Origin of the sequence: Arcticibacter eurypsychrophilus (assembly GCF_001730525.1) — a bacterium.
GTDB lineage: Bacteria > Bacteroidota > Bacteroidia > Sphingobacteriales > Sphingobacteriaceae > Arcticibacter > Arcticibacter eurypsychrophilus.
Genome location: NZ_MDFN01000009.1, coordinates 98,248 through 117,108, shown reverse-complemented (window position 1 = coordinate 117,108; position 18,861 = coordinate 98,248). Strand labels below are relative to the sequence as shown.

General features: G+C 41.1%; 14 protein-coding genes. 13 read left to right on the top strand and 1 reads right to left on the bottom strand.

Annotated features, from left to right (window positions below; translation table 11 throughout):
• The first annotated feature begins 84 nt into the window (after positions 1-84).
• The 9 genes from BFL47_RS06715 (at position 85) to BFL47_RS06675 (ending at position 13,139) form a co-directional block, all read left to right on the top strand.
• Positions 85-3,084, top strand: coding sequence for a SusC/RagA family TonB-linked outer membrane protein (locus BFL47_RS06715; RefSeq protein WP_083257049.1), 3,000 nt, complete (start codon positions 85-87; stop codon positions 3,082-3,084).
• A gap of 11 nt (positions 3,085-3,095) precedes the next feature.
• Positions 3,096-4,610 carry a RagB/SusD family nutrient uptake outer membrane protein gene (locus BFL47_RS06710; protein ID WP_069659030.1) on the top strand — a complete coding sequence of 505 codons (1,515 nt, stop codon included), beginning with the start codon at positions 3,096-3,098 and terminating at the stop codon, positions 4,608-4,610.
• 23 nt (positions 4,611-4,633) lie between these two features.
• The gene (locus BFL47_RS06705; protein WP_069659029.1) at positions 4,634-5,503 is read left to right on the top strand and encodes a PKD domain-containing protein; all 870 of its coding nucleotides are present in this window, start codon (positions 4,634-4,636) and stop codon (positions 5,501-5,503) included.
• Between the two features lie 4 nt (positions 5,504-5,507).
• Positions 5,508-6,608 (top strand): acyltransferase family protein, encoded by a 1,101-nt coding sequence (locus tag BFL47_RS06700; RefSeq protein WP_069659028.1) that lies wholly within the window; start codon positions 5,508-5,510, stop codon positions 6,606-6,608.
• 34 nt (positions 6,609-6,642) lie between these two features.
• Positions 6,643-8,196 (top strand): DUF4832 domain-containing protein, encoded by a 1,554-nt coding sequence (locus tag BFL47_RS06695; protein ID WP_083257048.1) that lies wholly within the window; start codon positions 6,643-6,645, stop codon positions 8,194-8,196.
• Positions 8,197-8,268: 72 nt separating this feature from the next.
• On the top strand, positions 8,269-9,387 hold the full coding sequence (locus BFL47_RS06690) for a phosphotransferase enzyme family protein (protein WP_069659027.1): 1,119 nt from the start codon (positions 8,269-8,271) through the stop codon (positions 9,385-9,387).
• A 15-nt stretch (positions 9,388-9,402) separates the two neighbouring features.
• Positions 9,403-10,752, top strand: coding sequence for a Gfo/Idh/MocA family protein (locus tag BFL47_RS06685; RefSeq protein ID WP_069659059.1), 1,350 nt, complete (start codon positions 9,403-9,405; stop codon positions 10,750-10,752).
• A 329-nt stretch (positions 10,753-11,081) separates the two neighbouring features.
• Complete coding sequence (locus tag BFL47_RS06680; RefSeq protein WP_069659026.1) at positions 11,082-12,662, top strand: Na+/H+ antiporter; 1,581 nt, start codon at positions 11,082-11,084, stop codon at positions 12,660-12,662.
• A gap of 6 nt (positions 12,663-12,668) precedes the next feature.
• Entirely contained in the window at positions 12,669-13,139 is a 471-nt protein-coding gene (locus tag BFL47_RS06675) for a TspO/MBR family protein (protein WP_069659025.1), read from the top strand.
• Here BFL47_RS06675 and BFL47_RS06670 read toward each other — a convergent pair.
• The gene (locus BFL47_RS06670) at positions 13,136-13,372 is read right to left on the bottom strand and encodes a hypothetical protein (RefSeq protein WP_069659024.1); all 237 of its coding nucleotides are present in this window, start codon (positions 13,370-13,372) and stop codon (positions 13,136-13,138) included. The two genes, BFL47_RS06675 and BFL47_RS06670, sit on opposite strands and share 4 nt — an antisense overlap.
• Before the next feature lie 325 nt (positions 13,373-13,697).
• Between BFL47_RS06670 and BFL47_RS06665 the strand changes: the two genes are divergently transcribed.
• The 4 genes from BFL47_RS06665 (at position 13,698) to BFL47_RS06650 (ending at position 18,810) form a co-directional block, all read left to right on the top strand.
• Positions 13,698-15,032, top strand: a complete 1,335-nt coding sequence (locus tag BFL47_RS06665; RefSeq protein ID WP_069659023.1) for an anaerobic C4-dicarboxylate transporter family protein — start codon at positions 13,698-13,700, stop codon at positions 15,030-15,032.
• Positions 15,033-15,102: 70 nt separating this feature from the next.
• Positions 15,103-16,515, top strand: coding sequence for an aspartate ammonia-lyase (gene aspA, locus BFL47_RS06660; RefSeq protein WP_069659022.1), 1,413 nt, complete (start codon positions 15,103-15,105; stop codon positions 16,513-16,515).
• A gap of 12 nt (positions 16,516-16,527) precedes the next feature.
• The gene (locus BFL47_RS06655; protein ID WP_069659021.1) at positions 16,528-17,595 is read left to right on the top strand and encodes a type II asparaginase; all 1,068 of its coding nucleotides are present in this window, start codon (positions 16,528-16,530) and stop codon (positions 17,593-17,595) included.
• A gap of 15 nt (positions 17,596-17,610) precedes the next feature.
• Positions 17,611-18,810, top strand: coding sequence for a DcaP family trimeric outer membrane transporter (locus tag BFL47_RS06650; protein WP_069659020.1), 1,200 nt, complete (start codon positions 17,611-17,613; stop codon positions 18,808-18,810).
• Positions 18,811-18,861: the final 51 nt, after the last annotated feature.

Genomic DNA, 18,861 nt, shown 5'->3' with positions numbered 1-18,861 from the left:
TAGAGATAACAAATCAAAAAACTCACCATTTTTAATCCTTTTAGCCATGATAGTCCATTTGTTTACCTCCCAAAACTGTTTAATATGAAGAAAATACTACTTCTGCTATGTATTTTAGGTGTTTGCCTAAACGTTTTAGCTCAAACAGTGACATTTAAAGGCAAAGTTGTGTCTGCTGTTAGTGGTGTAGCGGTTCCAAGCGCGACAATTACCATTAAAGGTACTACAAATCGTGTGTTATCCGATCAGAATGGCCTTTTTTCCATTCTTGGCCTCCCAACAAGTGTTATTTTGACAATTAGTTCCATTGGCTATGTGTCCCGGGATATCAGGGCCGTAGAGGGCCGACTCATGAACATTGTCCTGAATGAAGATAACCGGCAACTAGGCGAAGTCATTGTCGTTGGTTATAGCAACAAAAAGAAAAGTGAGCTAACCTCTGCTGTTGCTGTCGTCTCGGCTGATGATCTGAAGGATGTAACGGCTAACACGATCGGTACCATGCTCCAGGGAAAGGTAGCCGGCTTACAAGTCGTAAACAGTTCTGGTGCTCCCGGGGCAGCTGCCGAAATTCGTTTAAGAGGTGTTTCCTCTATTAACGCCTCTCAGAGTCCATTAGTTGTTGTAGATGGTATAATTGGTGGCAACTACGATCCCAATGATGTGGAGAGCGTAACGGTGTTGAAAGATGCTGGCGCTACAGCCATGTATGGTTCACAAGCCAACGCCGGTGTTATCATTGTCACCACTAAAACCGCTAAAGCCGGCAAGACCCAATTTGAAGCACGCTTAGTTTCAGGGATCCGTACTGCGGACTTTGGCAAGATGAAGATGATGAATGGCAGCGAATTGTATGAACACCAGAAAGAATTTTACCATGATTATATTCCTGGAGCAACGGATAATTCTTATAAAATAGACCTGATTAAGTTCTATAGTGAACGTCCCCTCGAGCTGAGAGATCAGAATTACAACTGGGGCAAGAAATCCTTTACGTCTGAGCCGATGTATAATTTCTATCTATCTGCGGCTGGAAAAACAGACAAAGCGGATTATTATGCCGGTCTATCCTATTACAAGGAGAAGGGTACCTTCATGAACACCGACTATCAACGCGTAAACCTCCGTGCCAACTCTACTTATCGTTTTTCTGATAAGATTAGTGTCTCGAATAACATCAATCTAAGTGGAAATACAGGAAAGAGTTACGACTATATGGATGTATACTATTCCTTTCTAAACATGCCTTGGGATAATCCTTACGATGAATCAGGCAATCCTATTTATGTGGATGGTAATTCAACCTTCAAGTGGTGGTCTCGCGACAAGATCAATCCGGTACATACCGTAGCCAATTCAGATCACCCTTATAAAGGTTTTGATTTGAACTACGATTTTACCTTAAACTATACCTTAACCAAATGGCTGACCTTTACCAGCTCCAGTCGTGTAGCCGCCTCTTTCAATAAGGGTACCAATTACTTTTCACGTACAGTAGCAGGAACTTATCACAATAACGGTTACCTTGATGAACTGAATACGCTAAATTACGGAGGCATCTCCAATAATCTCTTCAAGTTTAATTTCCAGTTTGGCGACCATGCCTTAAACGGACTGGCGGGCCTTGCTTTTGAAGGAAGCAAATCCGAATATTCCGGAGGATCGGGTAAGGGTCTTCCCGAAGGCTTAAGGGTACTTAATGTCGTTTCTAACAGTCAGCTGGTAAATGGTTACAATAACCGTTCTGCACTGCAGTCCTTCATCTCCCAGTTGAATTATAGCTTTAAGAATAGATATTTTTTAACAGGATCCTATCGTATAGATGAATCCTCAGCCTTTCCTGAGGCAAATCGTAGAGCATCTTTTCCAGCGGCATCTGCAGCATGGCTGATCAGTAATGAAGATTTCCTTAAACAAAGCCCTGTACTAAGCAATCTTAAACTACGCTTAAGTTACGGAATAACTGGTACACAGGATATCGGAGCATCCCGTTACCTCGGTTTGTTTGCACTGAACACCCAATATAATGCACTCTCCGGAGCGATCCCTTATCAGCTGGCAAGTCCAAATCTGACTTGGGAAAGTAAACATCAAACCAATGGAGGGATTGATATCGGCTTATTTAAAAGGGTTGATCTGTCAATTGACGCGTACCATAACGTAACTAAAGATCTCCTGCTTCAGGTTTCACAACCGCTTTCTGTTGGCTTCGAACAACGATGGGAAAACTCAGGTACAGTAGTAAACGATGGTATTGAATTTAGTCTGAACACGGCTAATATCAAAACAAGAGACTTCGACTGGAATACCAACTTTACCGTCAACTTTAACTCCAACAAGTTAAAGGACTTTCCCTCCGATATCATAAAAACAGGTGCTTCCTGGAGCATTTCGCAGATCTATCGTGACGGCGGTAATCTATATGAGTTTTACATGCCCGAATGGCTGGGTGTAGATGCCGAAACCGGAGCACCAACCTGGGCAGTTGTCATAAAAGATGAGAATGGCAAAGCGGTATCCAAAGAAGCAACCACTGATTACGAGAAAGCAACCATGCAGGAAGTGGGTTCTGCTTTAGCGAAATACCAAGGCGGGTTTAACAACTCGTTCCGATATAAAAACATTGGTCTACAAGTTAATACCTATTTCAATTACGGCAACAAAGTGTTTAGTAATAACCTGCGTTTCGTGATGAATGACGGACATGAACCTTACTATAACCAGCTAAAAATGCCTGATGACGCAGTCGTCTGGACTAAACCAGGAGATATAGCAACGGAACCTAGTCCCCAAAATTCAGCCAACTCCACTGAAACCTCTACCCGTTACCTCAAAGACGGCGGTTTCTTCACCATCAGGAATATCGCTCTTTCTTTTGACTTCCCGAAACCATGGATCAATAAGTTGAATCTACAGGGACTAACATTTTCCTTATCTGCCGACAATGTGGCTACGTTCTCTAACTTCCTGGGTCAGGATCCACAAACCACCATTGTACTGGGTAGCTATACCACACCGGGGGTATCCGATTTTAAATACCCCAATAACAGACAGTTTCTTTTCAATATTAATTGCAGGTTCTAAAACGAAATACCATGAAAAAATCGATCATAACGCTGTTCACGGTGGTCTCCTTACTATTCTCCGGTTGTAAACTGGACGTAGAACCCAGTGATGCCATCTCCACCAATACGTTAACCACCACTTCTGATGGTTTGACCAATGCCTTAAATGGAGCGTATGCCTTGTTTAAAGATCATATTGTCTTCAATGGTGTTGAAGACCAGAACAACATGTATCTGCGGCAGTATTTCCAGCTATCCGACTTTGCCAGTGATGATATCGCATCCGGACAAGTGACCACAGATCCCTTGTATTACAGTTTCTCCTTAACACATACTGCATCACAATCAAATACCCGTTATTTCTGGTATGCCTCCTACAAAATCATCAATGGAGTAAATACCGTCATTTCAGCAGTAGAAAGTGCCGGTACTCAGGATGCCACTAAACAGCAGTTACTGGGCGAGTGCTATTTTTTACGTGCCTTTAATCATTTCAACTTAGTACGCTTATTTGCAAAACCTTATACACATAATCCCTCAGCTCCCGGTATTGTACTGCGCACATCCCTGACGGATGATGCACAAAAACCACGAGCTACAGTAGCCGAAGTGTATGCCTCCGTTATTGCAGATGCGGAAAATGCTGCCAGTCTCATGACTCAACCCCGCGGAGTTCAATATGCATCCAAAGAGGCCGCATGGGCATTGCTATCCAGGGTTTACCTCTATATGAACGATTACGCAAAATGCATTGAGTACTCTAACATGGTAATTAATTCAGGTCGCTTCACACTGACAACTGCTGCCACTTACCCATCCCTGTTTGCAAACGCAGCCACTGGTTCCGAGACCATCTTTTGTGTGGCCTTTACCGAAAGTGATGACTACGGCAAATTCGGTTCTATCGCTTCCATGATTTATTCTGATGGTAACTCCGGATGGGGCGAAGAGTTTGTATCACAATCCTTACGTAACCTGATGGCTGCGCATCCTGAAGATATAAGATGGTCTTATATTGTTCCAGGAAAAGACGCAAGCAATAACATAAAAAAGTTAAATGGGATGGAAGCCTATTATATAACCAAGTTTTCTTTTCAGGGTGGATCTCCCAACCTCAGCTCACCCATTATGTTCCGTCTTTCTGAGATGTACCTGAATAAAGCTGAAGCAGAAGCCAAATCAGGAGCCAACCCTGCCGCTCTGAATGATGTGGATATGATCAGGAAGAATAGGGGACTCCAGGCTTCTCTCTATAATGGGAGCGCTCCTTCAGGATTATCCGTGCTGGATGTTGTGTTAAACGAAAGAAGAATTGAGCTGGCTTTCGAAGGACACCGTAATTTCGATGTGTACCGGAATAAACGGAATATGAACCGTACCTATTGGGGTTACCACTTACCTGGATTAAAAGAAACCGATATCGACCTCTCTAAAGCACCTTCAGGATACAACAACATGGTGGTAAGCTGGGAAAGTCCGCGGATCATTTATTATCTCCCTATTGATGAGGTCTTATCCAATAAACTGGTTACTCAAAATCCCTAGAATCACCCTAAAACAGGAACATAATGAAAAAGATATATAAAAATACGGTTCTCCTTACACTTTTCACCGTAACTCTGTTGCTGGGATCCTGCAAGGACGATGATCAGGTATTGCCGGTTACAGATGTGATCTATGACCTGGCGGTTGATGGAAACCAAGTCACCTTTACGAATAAAACCAATGCCGCTTCCTATACCTGGGACTTCGGCGACGGAACCACCTCAACAGAGGAGAGTCCCGTTCACGTATATCCCGGAAAAGGAAAATATGTAGCTACCCTGGTGGCTACAGTAACAGGTGGTGCTACAGCAGAAGGTTCTACCGTGATCCGGATCTCTAAATCGTCACCTGTAAAACTGAATGATAACAGTTTGGATGACTGGAATACGGTAACCGCAAATGTGATCACCTCCGGTACAGGGGGCGGCACATTTAGAACGGTGAAATATGATTATGACGGCAACTATGTATATGTCTATGTAGAAATGGTTTCCAAACGTGCCAATGGAGATATTTTCGACCTCTATATGGATACGGATAATAGCGCCGGTACAGGATTACTGACCTCCGCATTTCCCGATGGAGGATACGACGTGTTATTGGAAGGTCAATTACTCGCAGCCGGACTGGATGTTTTTTATCATAAAGGTGCACAAACTGATTTTTCATTCGACCAGCAATCGATCTCCGACTTCCTGCAAATAGGAACGGTAACCGAATCGGCCAATGGTTTATTAAGGTTTGAGTTTCGTTTGGCAAGAGGCAAGCTAAAAGGATTGATGGGACAGGCGCTCCGTATTGGAATGACTGCAACTAAAAGTGACTGGTCCGTTACCTTAGGAAGTGCTCCGGATGCAGGTGCCTCAGGATACCTTATACCCATGGCTGATTAAGCATATGAAGAACCAACAGGACCGTATGGTGTCACTTGATGTGATGCGGGGAATCATTATGTTATTGCTGGCAGCCGAAAGCTGTCAGCTGTACGTATCACTTCAAAACTTACACCTAACGGGAGTAACAGGTGGATTAATCAATCAGTTTTTTCACCATCGATGGCATGGTCTGCGCTTTTGGGATCTAGTGCAGCCTGCCTTTATGACCATGGCCGGAACAGCATTATTTATTTCCTATCAGCGCAAGGAAATGAAAGGAATCAGCTGGAACGCTAATCTCAAACATATCCTTCTGCGTTGTTTACGCTTGTTTGTTCTTGGTATCGCCTTACATTGTGTCTATGCCGGTAAGCTGGTGTTTGAACTCTGGAATGTACTTACGCAGTTAGCCTTCACCACACTGATTGCCTATCTGATTATCCAGCAGTCTTTTTTTAGGCAATTTCTTTTTTCCATCCTGTTATTGCTGACCACCGAGCTGCTGTACCGTTTTATCAATATCCCCGGGTTCAATCAGCCTTTTACGGAAGGTCATAATTTTGGATCCTACACCGATATGTTGCTTATGGGCAAGATTAACGAGGACGGCTGGGTGGCCATCAACATCATCCCCACTGCTGCCCATACCATTTGGGGTGTACTTGCAGGAAAATGGCTTTACTCGGAAAGATCAAAAAAAAATAAGTTACAGGGACTAGTATTTGCAGGAATTGTTTTATTGTTTGCTGGAATGGCGCTGGATCTAAGTTCGCTGACCCCGATCATCAAAAGGATCAGTACTTCTTCCTTCGTATTCGCTTCCGGTGGTTGGGTTTTACTCATCCTAGCCGCGTTTTACTGGTTGGTAGATCTATGCCGGCAGCAAAAGTTCGCCCATCTCTTTTCTGCCGCAGGAATGAATGCCTTGTTCATCTATCTGTTTTTTGAAACGGTCGGTATGCAATGGCTTAACCCAACTGTATTTATTTTCATTGACGGTTTTCTGTCTTTTGCCGGTTTATCATCCTCCTTCATTGCAGTTGTTTCTGCATTTACAGTATTGGTGTTGGAATGGTTGCTATGCATCTGGTTATACCGAAACAAACTATTTTTCAAAATCTGATAAAGGCTAATAATCACGTTTAAAATATTTATGTATGAAAAACCACGACCATTCTCTTATAAAACGTATACCTGCAATGCTGCTTTTGCTGCTGTTTTGCGCCTGTACTGAAGCTAAAAACGAACTGTTGCTTATTACGAAAAAGACCGTTACCTATCAGGAAAGTCAGGAAGATTTTCCAAATCCTGAACGAGGTTTTTACCGTTATTCCGAAACCTATGCCAGTAACTTTACTGTCCTCAATGCGGATGAACTGAAGGGTTACCGTACGCCGCAAACTATTCCTACTGCAAGCTATCAGGTAGCCAGTACCCTGGTTTTTCGCTATTATATTTTAGATAACCTGACCAATAGCGCTATCGCTTCTGCCTTTTTAAGCAATATGCAAAAGGACATGCAGGCTGCACGGACAGCTGGTGTCAAGTTAATTCCCCGGTTTGTATACACGGTAACGTCTAAAGCGGGCAACTGTCCCGAAGGGTTTATCTGTCCCCCATATGGCGATGCGCCAAAAAGTACCATCCTCAATCACATCGCCCAATTAAAACCCGTACTCCAGGAGAATGCAGATGTGATTGCCTGTGTGCAGCTTGGTTTTATAGGCGTTTGGGGTGAACAATACTACAGTGACTTTTTTGGAGATGCATCTACAAACGGTGGTCAGGGAAATAAGTTGACCGATGCCAATTGGTTGGATCGGATCCAGGTGATTAAAGCCATGCTGGATGCTGTACCTGCCGATCGGATGGTGCAGGTGCGTTACCCGCAAATTAAACAGCGTTACCTGTATGGAGTCAATTCATTACTGACTTCGGCCGCTTTAACCGAAAAGGCTGCCTTTACTGGAGCAGACAATGCCCGTATCGGGTTTCATAATGACTGCTTTTTAGCCAGTGCCAATGATTTTGGGACGTATGAAGATTATGGGAATAGCTTAAGTCCACGAACTTCAGATGCCTCCGTAGTCAATACGCTGCGTGATTACATGAAGAGTGACAGTAAATTCGTCGTAGTTGGTGGAGAAACCTGTTCGGATGATTACAGTCCGCAAAATGATTGTGAGCCAGCCGGTAAAGCGCAGGAAGAATTTGCTTCCCTGCATTACAGTTTTATCAATGCGCATTACAATACTGCCGTCAACAATGATTGGCAAAGTGGTGGCTGTATGGATAACATCAAAAAGAATATGGGTTATCGCTTTGTGCTTCAAACTGCGGTATTGCCCGATCAAGTGGTCAAGGGAAGTCCTTTTTCTATTAAACTTAATTTTAAAAATGCAGGTTATGCATCCCCCTTTAATAAAAGGACGGCGAAATTAATCCTGCGAAATGTAAACACTGGTGAAGAGCGGTCTTTTGATCTCAGTACGGATGTGAGAACGTGGTATTCCGGGATGTTCAGCTTAGAAGAAAGCATCGCAGTGCCTATGGATCTTGCCTCGGGAGATTACGAGCTTTTGCTCAACCTGCCCGATCAGTATGCCAGTATCTCTACCCGGCCTGAATATAGCATCCGTCTGGCTAATGATGGGGTTTGGGAAGAACAGACTGGTTTTAATAGGTTAAATCATACCCTGAAAGTGATCTGACCACTTATTCGATTTTCAGATCAGGGAATCATTTATCCAAATGAAATTTTACAAATTCTAAATTAGTAAAGCGTGCAAATTCTAGATAATATACCCGCATTAGTATCCAATTTCAATTGTCACGTAGATGCCGATTCTTTGAAAATATTTGGCTCTGGCCATATAAACGATACGTATTTTCTGAAGAATCTGGACACGTCGGATAGTGATTTTTTATTGCAGCGCATTAATCATCATGTTTTTAAAAACGTGGAAAAGCTGACGGATAACATGTGCCTTGTCATTGAACATCTCAAGGATAAGATCAAAAAAACAAACGAAGGTGATCCCGATAAAGAAGTCATGACGCTGATACCATGCCGGAATAAAAAGTATTATTATAAAGATGAGCATGGTGACTACTGGCGCATGTGCTACTTCCTGAAGAATACAAAAAGTTATGATGTGGTCGAAACAGAAAAACAAGCTTATGAGGGAGGTAAAGCGTTTGGCAAGTTCCAAAAGATGCTTTCCGACTTGCCCGCCGGTTTAATGTATGAGGTGATTCCTAATTTTCATAATATTGAATTCAGACTGGCCAACCTGAAAACGGCTGTACATAATAACCTATCCGGTCGCGCTGAACACGTAAAAACAGAGCTTCAATTTATTAATGAACACGCTGGATCCATGTTATACTTTCAAAAGCCGGAACAGCAAAAGGTACTCCCCAGGCGGGTGATCCATAACGATACCAAATTTAATAACGTGTTGCTTGACCTGAATGACGAGGCTCAATGCGTGATTGATCTGGATACGGTAATGGACGGATATGTGGCTTTTGATTTCGGTGATGCCATCCGTACGATTATCAATACCGAGGCAGAGGATGAGGAGGATCTGAGCAAAATAAAGCTTAACTTTCATTTGTTCGATGCCTATACCAAGGGGTATTTAAAAGAGGCCAATAGTTTCCTGACCGAAAGCGAGGTAAATTCACTGATTATGGGCGTTCTGCTGCTTCCTTATATGCAGGCTGTGCGTTTCCTTGAAGATTATATCAACGGCGATCAGTATTTTAAGGTCAAATTTGATACCCATAATTTGCAACGTACAAGAGCACAGCTTCAATTGTTTAAAATGCTGAATACCCATGTGGAAGTACTGAAAAGTACCATCCAGAACGAGAGGAAAGCATATAAAAAGAATTAACCAAATTATACAATGATGGATCGCAGACACTTTGTCAAAAGCAGTGCAATAGCACTTGCAGGTTTTACAATTTTACCTTCAGGATTACTCTTCGGCAAAAATGCCGATAAAATAAGATTAGGCTATATCGGAGTAGGATTACGTGGGCGTAACCACATCGGAGAGGGCTTACTGCGTTCCGACGTGGAAATAGTAGCTATTTGTGATACTCAGGAAAGCTCCTTGAAATATTGTCGGGAACAATTCGTGAAGGCGAAGAAAAAACTTCCTGCAGAATATACCGGATCGCTCGAGGCCTATAAAAAGCTTCTGGAAAGAAAAGATATTGACGGCGTAATTATAGCCACACCATGGCAATTTCATAAAGAACAGTCCATTGATGCCATGAGGGCCGGGAAATATGTGGGTTGTGAGGTAATTGCCGGACTCTCTGAAGATGATCACTGGGACATCCTGAAGGTATACGAAGAAACGAAGGTACCATACATGACCCTCGAAAATGTATGTTACCGAAGAGACGTACTCGCAGTTTTAAATATGGTGAGGAAAGACCTGTTTGGTGAACTGGTACATCTCGAAGGCGGTTATCAGCATGATCTTCGTGGTATATTATTCAATGACGGCAAAAACTTTGATGGAAAAGGAGCCGAATTCGGACCGAAAACCGTAGGGGAAGCGCAATGGCGAACACAGTTTAATATTGATCGGAATGGTGATATCTATCCGACACATGGTGCAGGTCCGGTGATGAACTATATTGACATCAACCGGGGAAACCGGTTTACCAACCTGGTGTCCTTTGCTTCTAAATCACCGGGACTAAATGCCTACATATCGAAGGTCGCTCCCGGAAATAAAAATGCTTCCATCAAGTTTAAAAACGGAGATATTGTGACCACGATGTTGAATTGTGCCAATGGTGAAACGGTTACTTTATCGCATGACACGCATTTGCCAAGGCCTTATTCACTAGGTTTCAGGGTGCAAGGAACAAAAGGCATCTGGATGGACATTAATGAATCGATATATATTGAAGATCAGGCAAAAAACTATGATGAATGGGATAAAGCCAGCATCTGGACGGAAAAGTACGACCATCCTTTATGGAAAAAATATGCAAGTAAAGCGGATGGGGCAGGACATGGGGGAATGGATTGGTTTGTGTTTAACGCTTTTGTGGAGTCTGTAAAACAGCGGAAACAAACGCCGATTGACATCTATGATTCGCTGACCATGAGCGTAATCACCCCACTTTCAGAAAAATCAATAGAAGAAGGCAATACACCACAAAAGTTCCCTGATTTTACCAGAGGTAAATGGAAGGATCGGAAGAATACATTTGCGCTGGATGATAGTGGATTTTAAGATGCCATACTTAGCATAAGTGGATACCAGATTAAGGTTTGATTATTATTGACTCAAGGTTGAATCTGGATTAAGTCCGACTTGAGTCCATGTTTAAGTGCAAAACATGGACTCAAGTCGGACTTAATCCAGATTCATTGTAGTATCATTAGTTATCAGACCATAACTTGGCTATTGTTTTCTTCCAATTAATATATCTAAAGTCTTTAATCAGAACAGATTAAATCTTCAGTCAACACAGAATCAAATAGGAAAGAGAGCATTCATTTCCGTTCATTTAGTGAAAACCTATAGTCAAAAGCTGCGTTTCAGCTAGTAGATTTTGGACAATGGTAGATACATCCATTTTATATATATCCCTGATTTTAGCGCTCTTACTTCTAGTTATGTTATCAGATTGGCTCAAAGTTACCTATCCGGTGATACTGGTATTGGGCGGTCTGGCGCTTAGTTTTCTTCCCGGTTTGCCGGAAATGAAAGTAAATCCAGAGCTGATGTTTATAATCTTCCTTCCTCCGCTCCTTTATGATGCGGCATGGTATGCTTCCTGGAAGAATCTATGGCGCTGGAGAAGGGTGATCAGTGGTTTCGCGTTTCCAATAGTACTTATTACTTCGTTTGTTATTGCACTGGTATCAAGTACCCTCATTCCAGGATTTACGCTGGCCCTTGGGTTTTTATTAGGGGGAATTATTTCGCCACCGGACGCTGTATCAGCTACCTCTATTTTAAAGCATGTGAAGGTTCCGAGGCGGATTAGTGTGGTATTGGAAGGGGAGAGTCTGCTCAATGATGCTTCCAGTTTGATCGTGTATCGCTTTGCGTTAGTCGCTGTGAGTTCAGGTACTTTTATATATTATGAAGCAGCACTAAGTTTCGTTTGGGTGATTGTAATGGGTGTCCTTATTGGGGTTGCAGTTGGAATGCTTTATTTCGCGGCACATAGATGGCTTCCCACAGATTCAAATATTGATATCGTCCTTACGCTGACAACGCCTTATGTGATGTATCTGGTAGCCGAAAACTTTCATGTATCAGGGGTGATTGCGGTTGTAAGCGGAGCACTGTTTTTATCGGAACGAAGTCATAATTTTTTGAGTCATAGTAGCCGTACTCGGGCAACTAATGTATGGGCAGCTTTTGGATTTCTGTTAAACGGGGTGGTTTTTTTACTAATAGGACTCGAGCTGCCTGTAATTGTTTCACAATTAGGTTCTGTTAGTTTGGGTCAGGCTATTTATTATGGATGTCTGATTACAGCTGTGCTGATTGTAACCCGAATCATTTGTTCCCTTGGTGTATCCGCTTTTACCATGTTTATCAGTCGCTTTATTAAGACTGAAGACAACAGGCCGGGCTGGAAAGGGCCGATAATTATTGGCTGGGCAGGAATGCGCGGTGTGGTATCTTTAGCGGCAGCATTATCTATTCCACTAATGTTGAGTAATGGCACTACTTTTCCGCAAAGAAATCTAATCCTTTTCATTACGTTTACAGTAATCTTACTCACACTAGTTTTACATGGATTAACCCTTCCTTTAGTGATCAAATGGGTAAACATGGACGACCCCGATCATTATATGCCCCCGGAAGAACAGGAGTTAATGATCAGGAAGAAACTAGCTGAAGTAAGTTTGAAATACTTGCAAGATGAACATGCCGGGATTATGAGCAGCAACACGCACTTGCAACAATTAAAGGAAAGATTGGAAAGTGATATGTTACTGGTGGAATTTGATGGGACAGCGGAGCAAAAAGAGTATCGAAAAATCTATTTGTACATATTAAAAAAGCAAAGGGCTACACTTTTGGAATTAAATAAGAGTTTGGAAACAGATGAAGAAATGGTAAAAAAATATCAGGGGTTACTAGATCTGGAGGAAGAAAAAATTAAAACTATATTTCATTAAATTAATATGAAGGCTAAACGTTTTGGTGCATTACTGCTGGCGAGTATTGCGCCATTATTTACGGGCCTGGCGGCCTCTTTTTTTACTCAAAGCAGTATCCAGTCATGGTATCCTACTTTAAATAAACCATTTTTCAATCCACCTAATGGTGTTTTTGCTCCGGTATGGATTATTTTATATATCATAATGGGGGTAAGCGGATATGCGATCTGGAAGTTAAAGAGCCAGACAAACCATCAGGCTAAGCAATACTTCGTCATCCAACTGATTCTAAATTTTTGCTGGAGTTTCTTTTTCTTTTACATGCAGAGTCCGGCAACCGCTTTAGTCGATATTGTGCTTTTGTGGTTAAGCCTAATTATCTGGATTCGCGTTTCTTATGGATTGAAACCCTGGATTGGTCTGATTCAGATTCCTTATTTTCTGTGGGTGACTTTTGCGATGGCATTAAACGCAGCCATTTTCCATTTGAATTAAAATCGATCCAGTTTATCTTTGGGTTTATCACGATAGCCCCATTCTTGATCTTCCCCTAATTCAGGATACTGTTCGTGATCATCTTTTAGTACGGTGTATACGAGCCAGATCATGAGAAATGGGGAGGTTAAAAATAGATAGGAGAGGATAGTGGTCGACATTTCTGTTTGAAACAGAATCACGTAGACAATTAGATATAGCGTTGCTATAATTACGGCTGTTGTTGCTTTCATAAGTGTTATTCATAGGTAGTTAAATAACACTGATTCTGGTATTTATGTTTTCGTGATTAGGCCTTATGTCTTTCATGAAATTCGGCACCGTCTGAAGACTCTAAAATCTTCTCGCTTTAAAGCAGTAAGTTATTATTAAGGCCTTATGTGTTTAATTAATAAAATAAATTAATAGTATTTAATTAATTTTTATAATGATTGTTGTCATATTTCTTTCCTTATTTATTAAATAGCTTTGTCCCCAACATTGAAAGATAAATAACATGTTGCTTGTGTTAGCAATTCAACAAGTCCAAAAATTTATTCTTTAAACCTAATATTATATATGTTTTATTTCGAGCTTTTAGTTGTATTGGCGGCCATATTTGTTGGAGCCAGGATCGGGGGTATAGGATTAGGCGTTATGGGAGCTGTAGGCTTAGTGATTTTAACTTTTGGCTTTAATCTTGAGCCCACCACTCCTCCCATAGATGTTATGTTGATCATCATTGCTGTGATTTCTGCTTCAGCGGCATTACAAGCATCTCAAGGGTTAGCATACATGGTAGCGCTGGCTGAAAAGATGCTCAGGAAAAATCCCAAGCGCATAACTTTTGTAGCCCCTCTGGTGTGCTATATTTTTACCTTTGTAGCGGGTACAGGTCATATTGCTTATTCTATATTACCAATCATTTCTGAACTGGCCACTAAAACAGGTATTCGCCCAGAACGTCCGTTAAGCGTTTCTGTAATTGCTTCCCAGCAGGCCATCACGGCAAGTCCAATTACTGCGGCAACAGTGGCACTTGCTGCTTTATTAGCCCCTCAGGGAATAGAAATTTTTGATATTTTAAAGATTAGCATTCCTGCAACACTGATAGGGGTATTAATTTCCGCTTTCATAATTAACAAGATTGGAGTTGAGCTTAAAGATGATCCTATATTCAATGAAAAGCTGAAAGACCCTGATTTTGTAAAGATGATTAATGAGGACGCTAAATCCGTAAACACGTCTGAGATTCCGGGAACAGCTAAGATTTCTGTTTTAGTTTTTCTTACAGCCGTTTTTGTAATCGTTCTCTTTGGTGCTATACCTTCGTTAAGACCCTCATGGGAAGGTGAAAATGGAGTAATGGCCTCCATTTCGATGGTAACCATTATAGAAATGGTCATGATGAGCGCAGCTGCCCTCATTCTTTTAATTTCAAAAGTCAAAGTATCGACTGTATCATCTGGAAATATTTTTAAGGCTGGAAATGAAGCGGTAATTGCCATTTTCGGTGTGGCCTGGATGGGTGATACCTTTATTAAGGGAAATTATATTTTTATTGAAAGTGGAATTAAGGAGATGGTTCTTGAAGCGCCCTGGACTTTTGCCATTGCACTATTTGTGATGTCTATTTTACTTTTTAGTCAGGCAGCAACTATAAGGGCGATGATGCCATTGGGTGTCGCATTAGGTATCCCGGCAGGTTTCCTTATCGCCATGTTCCCATCAGTAAACGGGTATTTTTTTATTCCCAACTACCCTACCATTATTGCCGCAATAGGTTTTGACAAAACCGGCACTACCCGTATAGGTAAGTATGTGCTTAATCATAGTTTTATGCTACCAGGCATTATATCAACAGTTACAGCAGTGGCTATAGGATTTTTAATGGTATTCTTATTTGGTATTTAAGGCCATATTCAAGTCCGCTACTCTTATACAGTCAACAAAAAGTTAAACAATAATTTTTATTTAGTTCATCATGGAAAAAAAAACAAGAATAGAGCATGACTCTCTTGGAGAAAAAGAAATTGATAATACTATGTTTTACGGAATCCAGACGTTGAGGGCAATTGAGAATTTCCATATTACTGGAATTCCTATTTCGCAGGAACCGCTATTAATCCAGGCTTTGGGTTATGTTAAAAAGGCCGCAGCAATGGCCAATAAAGATTGCGGTGCAATCGATTCTAAAATTGCTGAAGCAATCTGTTTTGGCAGTGATAAACTCATTGCTTTAAAATACTTAGATCAATTTCCTTCAGATATGATCCAAGGGGGAGCAGGAACATCGGTTAATATGAACGCCAATGAGGTGATCGCAAATATCGGACTGGAATACCTGGGGAAAGAAAAAGGTCAATATGAATTTCTTCATCCCAATAACCATGTTAACTTTTCGCAAAGCACCAATGATGCCTATCCTACTGCTTTCAGAATAGCACTTTACAATAAGATAAATAGGTTTACCAAGTCGATGGAAGCTTTGAGCGAATCTTTTGAACGCAAAGGTAAAGAGTTTAGCAGAGTCTTAAAAATGGGACGCACCCAGCTTCAGGATGCAGTACCAATGACTCTGGGTGCTGAATTTAATGGCTGGTCAACTACGATAAAGGAAGATATTTTAAGAATGAGGGAGGCACAAAATCTGATCACAGAGATTAACATGGGTGCTACAGCTATAGGTACTGCTATAAATACGCCTAAAGGTTATCCTGAAATAGTGACCCGGTATTTAAAAGAAATTACTGGAATGCCCTTATCTCTTTCTGAAGATTTAATAGAAGCAACCTCAGATACAGGAGCTTATGTTCAGCTATCTGGAACAATTAAGAGATGTGCTGTTAAAATCTCCAAGATATGTAATGACTTGAGGCTATTGTCTTCCGGCCCGCGTACTGGTCTGAATGAAATCAATTTGCCTAAAATGCAGCCGGGATCATCTATTATGCCAGGGAAAGTAAACCCGGTAATACCTGAAGTAGTCAATCAAACAGCTTATTATGTTATTGGTGCTGACATGACAATTACGATGGCAGCTGAAGCCGGACAATTACAATTAAATGTGATGGAACCGGTAATCGGCTTTAGCTTATTTACCATGCTGACGTACATGGAAAACGCGTGCTACACATTACAATCCAAATGTGTAGATGGTATTACAGCCAATGAAGATGTGTGTCTTCGAGCTGTAATGAACAGCATCGGAATAGTTACAGCGCTTAACCCTATTCTAGGATACGAAACATGTGCACTGATCGCTAAGGAAGCGCTTGCAACAGGTAAGTCTGTACATGATATTGCGGTGTTAGAGTATCACTACATCACCCAGGAAAAATGGGAAGAAATATATTCCATCGAAAATATGATTCACCCTGTATTCATTAATAGCTAAACAATAATAAATATGAAATCTTTAGAAATTAAGAAGTTGATGATTACTATCATCTTCAACCTTGCAATCTTCACTATTACACTGGCTCAAAAGCATAATATTATGATTTTGGCTACAGGAGGAACTATTGCCGGGGTTGGCCAGGCTGGTAGTACAGACACTCGTTACACTGCCGGGAAATTACCAATTGATCAACTGTTAAATGCAGTGCCTGATATCCATAAGCTTGCGAATGTTAAAGGAGAGCAGGTGGCACAGATTGGCAGCCAGGCCATGAATGATGAAGTCTGGATAAAGCTTGTGTCGAGGATTAATGAACTGCTTGGCAGGAAAGATGTGGATGGTATTGTTGTCACTCATGGAACTGATACACAAGAAGAAACCGCTTACTTTCTTACCTTAACGGTAAAAAGCAATAAGCCGGTAGTGCTGGTTGGAGCGATGAGATCGGCAACAGCACTTTCTGCGGATGGCCCTAAAAACCTATATGATGCAGTTGCGATTGCGGCTGATCCTAAATCAAACGGGATGGGTGTATTGCAAGCTATGAATGAAAAAATATATGCGGCACGTGATGTAACTAAAACAAACACTACAGGATTGGAGGCTTTTGGTTCTTCAAACTTTGGACCGGTAGGTTTTATTTTTAATGGCAAACCAGATTATTATTATTCTTCTACACGCAAGCACACGCTTAGAAGTGAATTCAGCAATGAAAGATTTACTAAATTACCTAAGGTTGATATTGTATATGGCTATGCTAATATGACCGCAACTGCTATCGACGCCTTTGTAAGTTCAGGTTCAAAAGGTATAGTTATGGCTGGTGTGGGAAATGGCAACTTGTATCCTGAAGCAGAAGAAGCTTTGAAAAGAGCAGTGGCTAAAGGGGTTGTAGTAGTTCGTTCTTCCCGTGTATTTAGCGGCCGGACAACTATTGATTCTGAAGTGGATGACAAAGCTTTAGGTTTTATTGCTTCTGAAGATTTGAATCCTCAAAAAGCTCGCGTCTTATTGCAGTTGGCTTTGTTGAAAACCACCAATCGTGATAAAATTCAACAATACTTTTTCGAATACTAGTTTTATACACTAATCATGAGAATAAATATTTTCAAAGCCTTGGTAATCGTTTCTTTTATGATTTTTACTTCTGGGGCTAATGCGCAATTATTAAATTATTCATCCAAAGACTCAATTAACGGTAAACCAGAGTTTGAGGCTGTTTTAAAAGGAAGATTAAAGTTTAATGGCATTTATGATATCAAAGGAAATTTGCATGGAAACAGCACATTTGGAATTCATAATAATGATGTTGATGGAAAAGACCGTCCAGGAATATGGGTAGATATGCGTCAGACACAGATCAGATTTGACGGTACTCGCCGTTTCAAAGATGGGAAAGAAGTATTCGCACGTATAGAAGGTGATTTTGAAGGCGGACCCGATAATAAATCTACTTTCCGTATCCGTCATGCATTTGTACAGTACGATAATTTTTTATTAGGTCAAACCTGGAGTACTTTTGGTGATGCAGACATGTGGCCTTCAAGTCTGTTTGATTGGGATGGCCCAACGGGTATGGTAGAATCCCGTCGTCCAATGATCAGATATACAGGCAATTTAACTTCTAAATTGCAAACAGAACTTGCTTTAGAGGTTATGGAGCCAAGACGCTTATATGATTATACCGTTCCTGAAAATAGCAGTATTTATTATGAACCGCGCCGCTTACCTGATTTTATTGCCACATTAAAATATAATTTAAAACCAGGTTTTATTAAAGTTGCCGGTATTTATCGTAGCATAGGCTACGGTGCTAATGATAGCTTTAATTCGTCTGATGGTTATGGCGTAAGTGCAATGGTAAATCTGTTTGCCGGTGCTGATAAAAGAAATAACTTTCAGTTCCAGTTTAATCTTGGAAAAGGAATAACTGATTACTTCCTTTCCGTTGGTGGAAGTGGTTTGGACGGTTCAGTTGACCGGTTTGATGCATCAAAACTTTCATTACTTCCTGTAAATGCAGGTTATGCCTCTTATCAGCATTACTGGAGCAATCAAATACATACTTTATTTATTGCTTCGTACAATAAATTTAACGGTAAGGATGGCTCTTTAGGATGGGAATCCATGCTAAACCAGTATGCAGGTGGAAACATTATGTATGATGTTGTACCAAGTTTTACCGTAGGAGCCGAATTTCTTTGGGGTAAAAAGACATTAGAATATGCTCAAGATCCTAATAAAAGTTTGCCTGCTTCTCGTGTAAACTTTGGCTTTTTGTATAACTTCTAATTCAATCCTGGAAGATACTTTTATGGTGAAAAGGTATCTTCTAAGATTTCT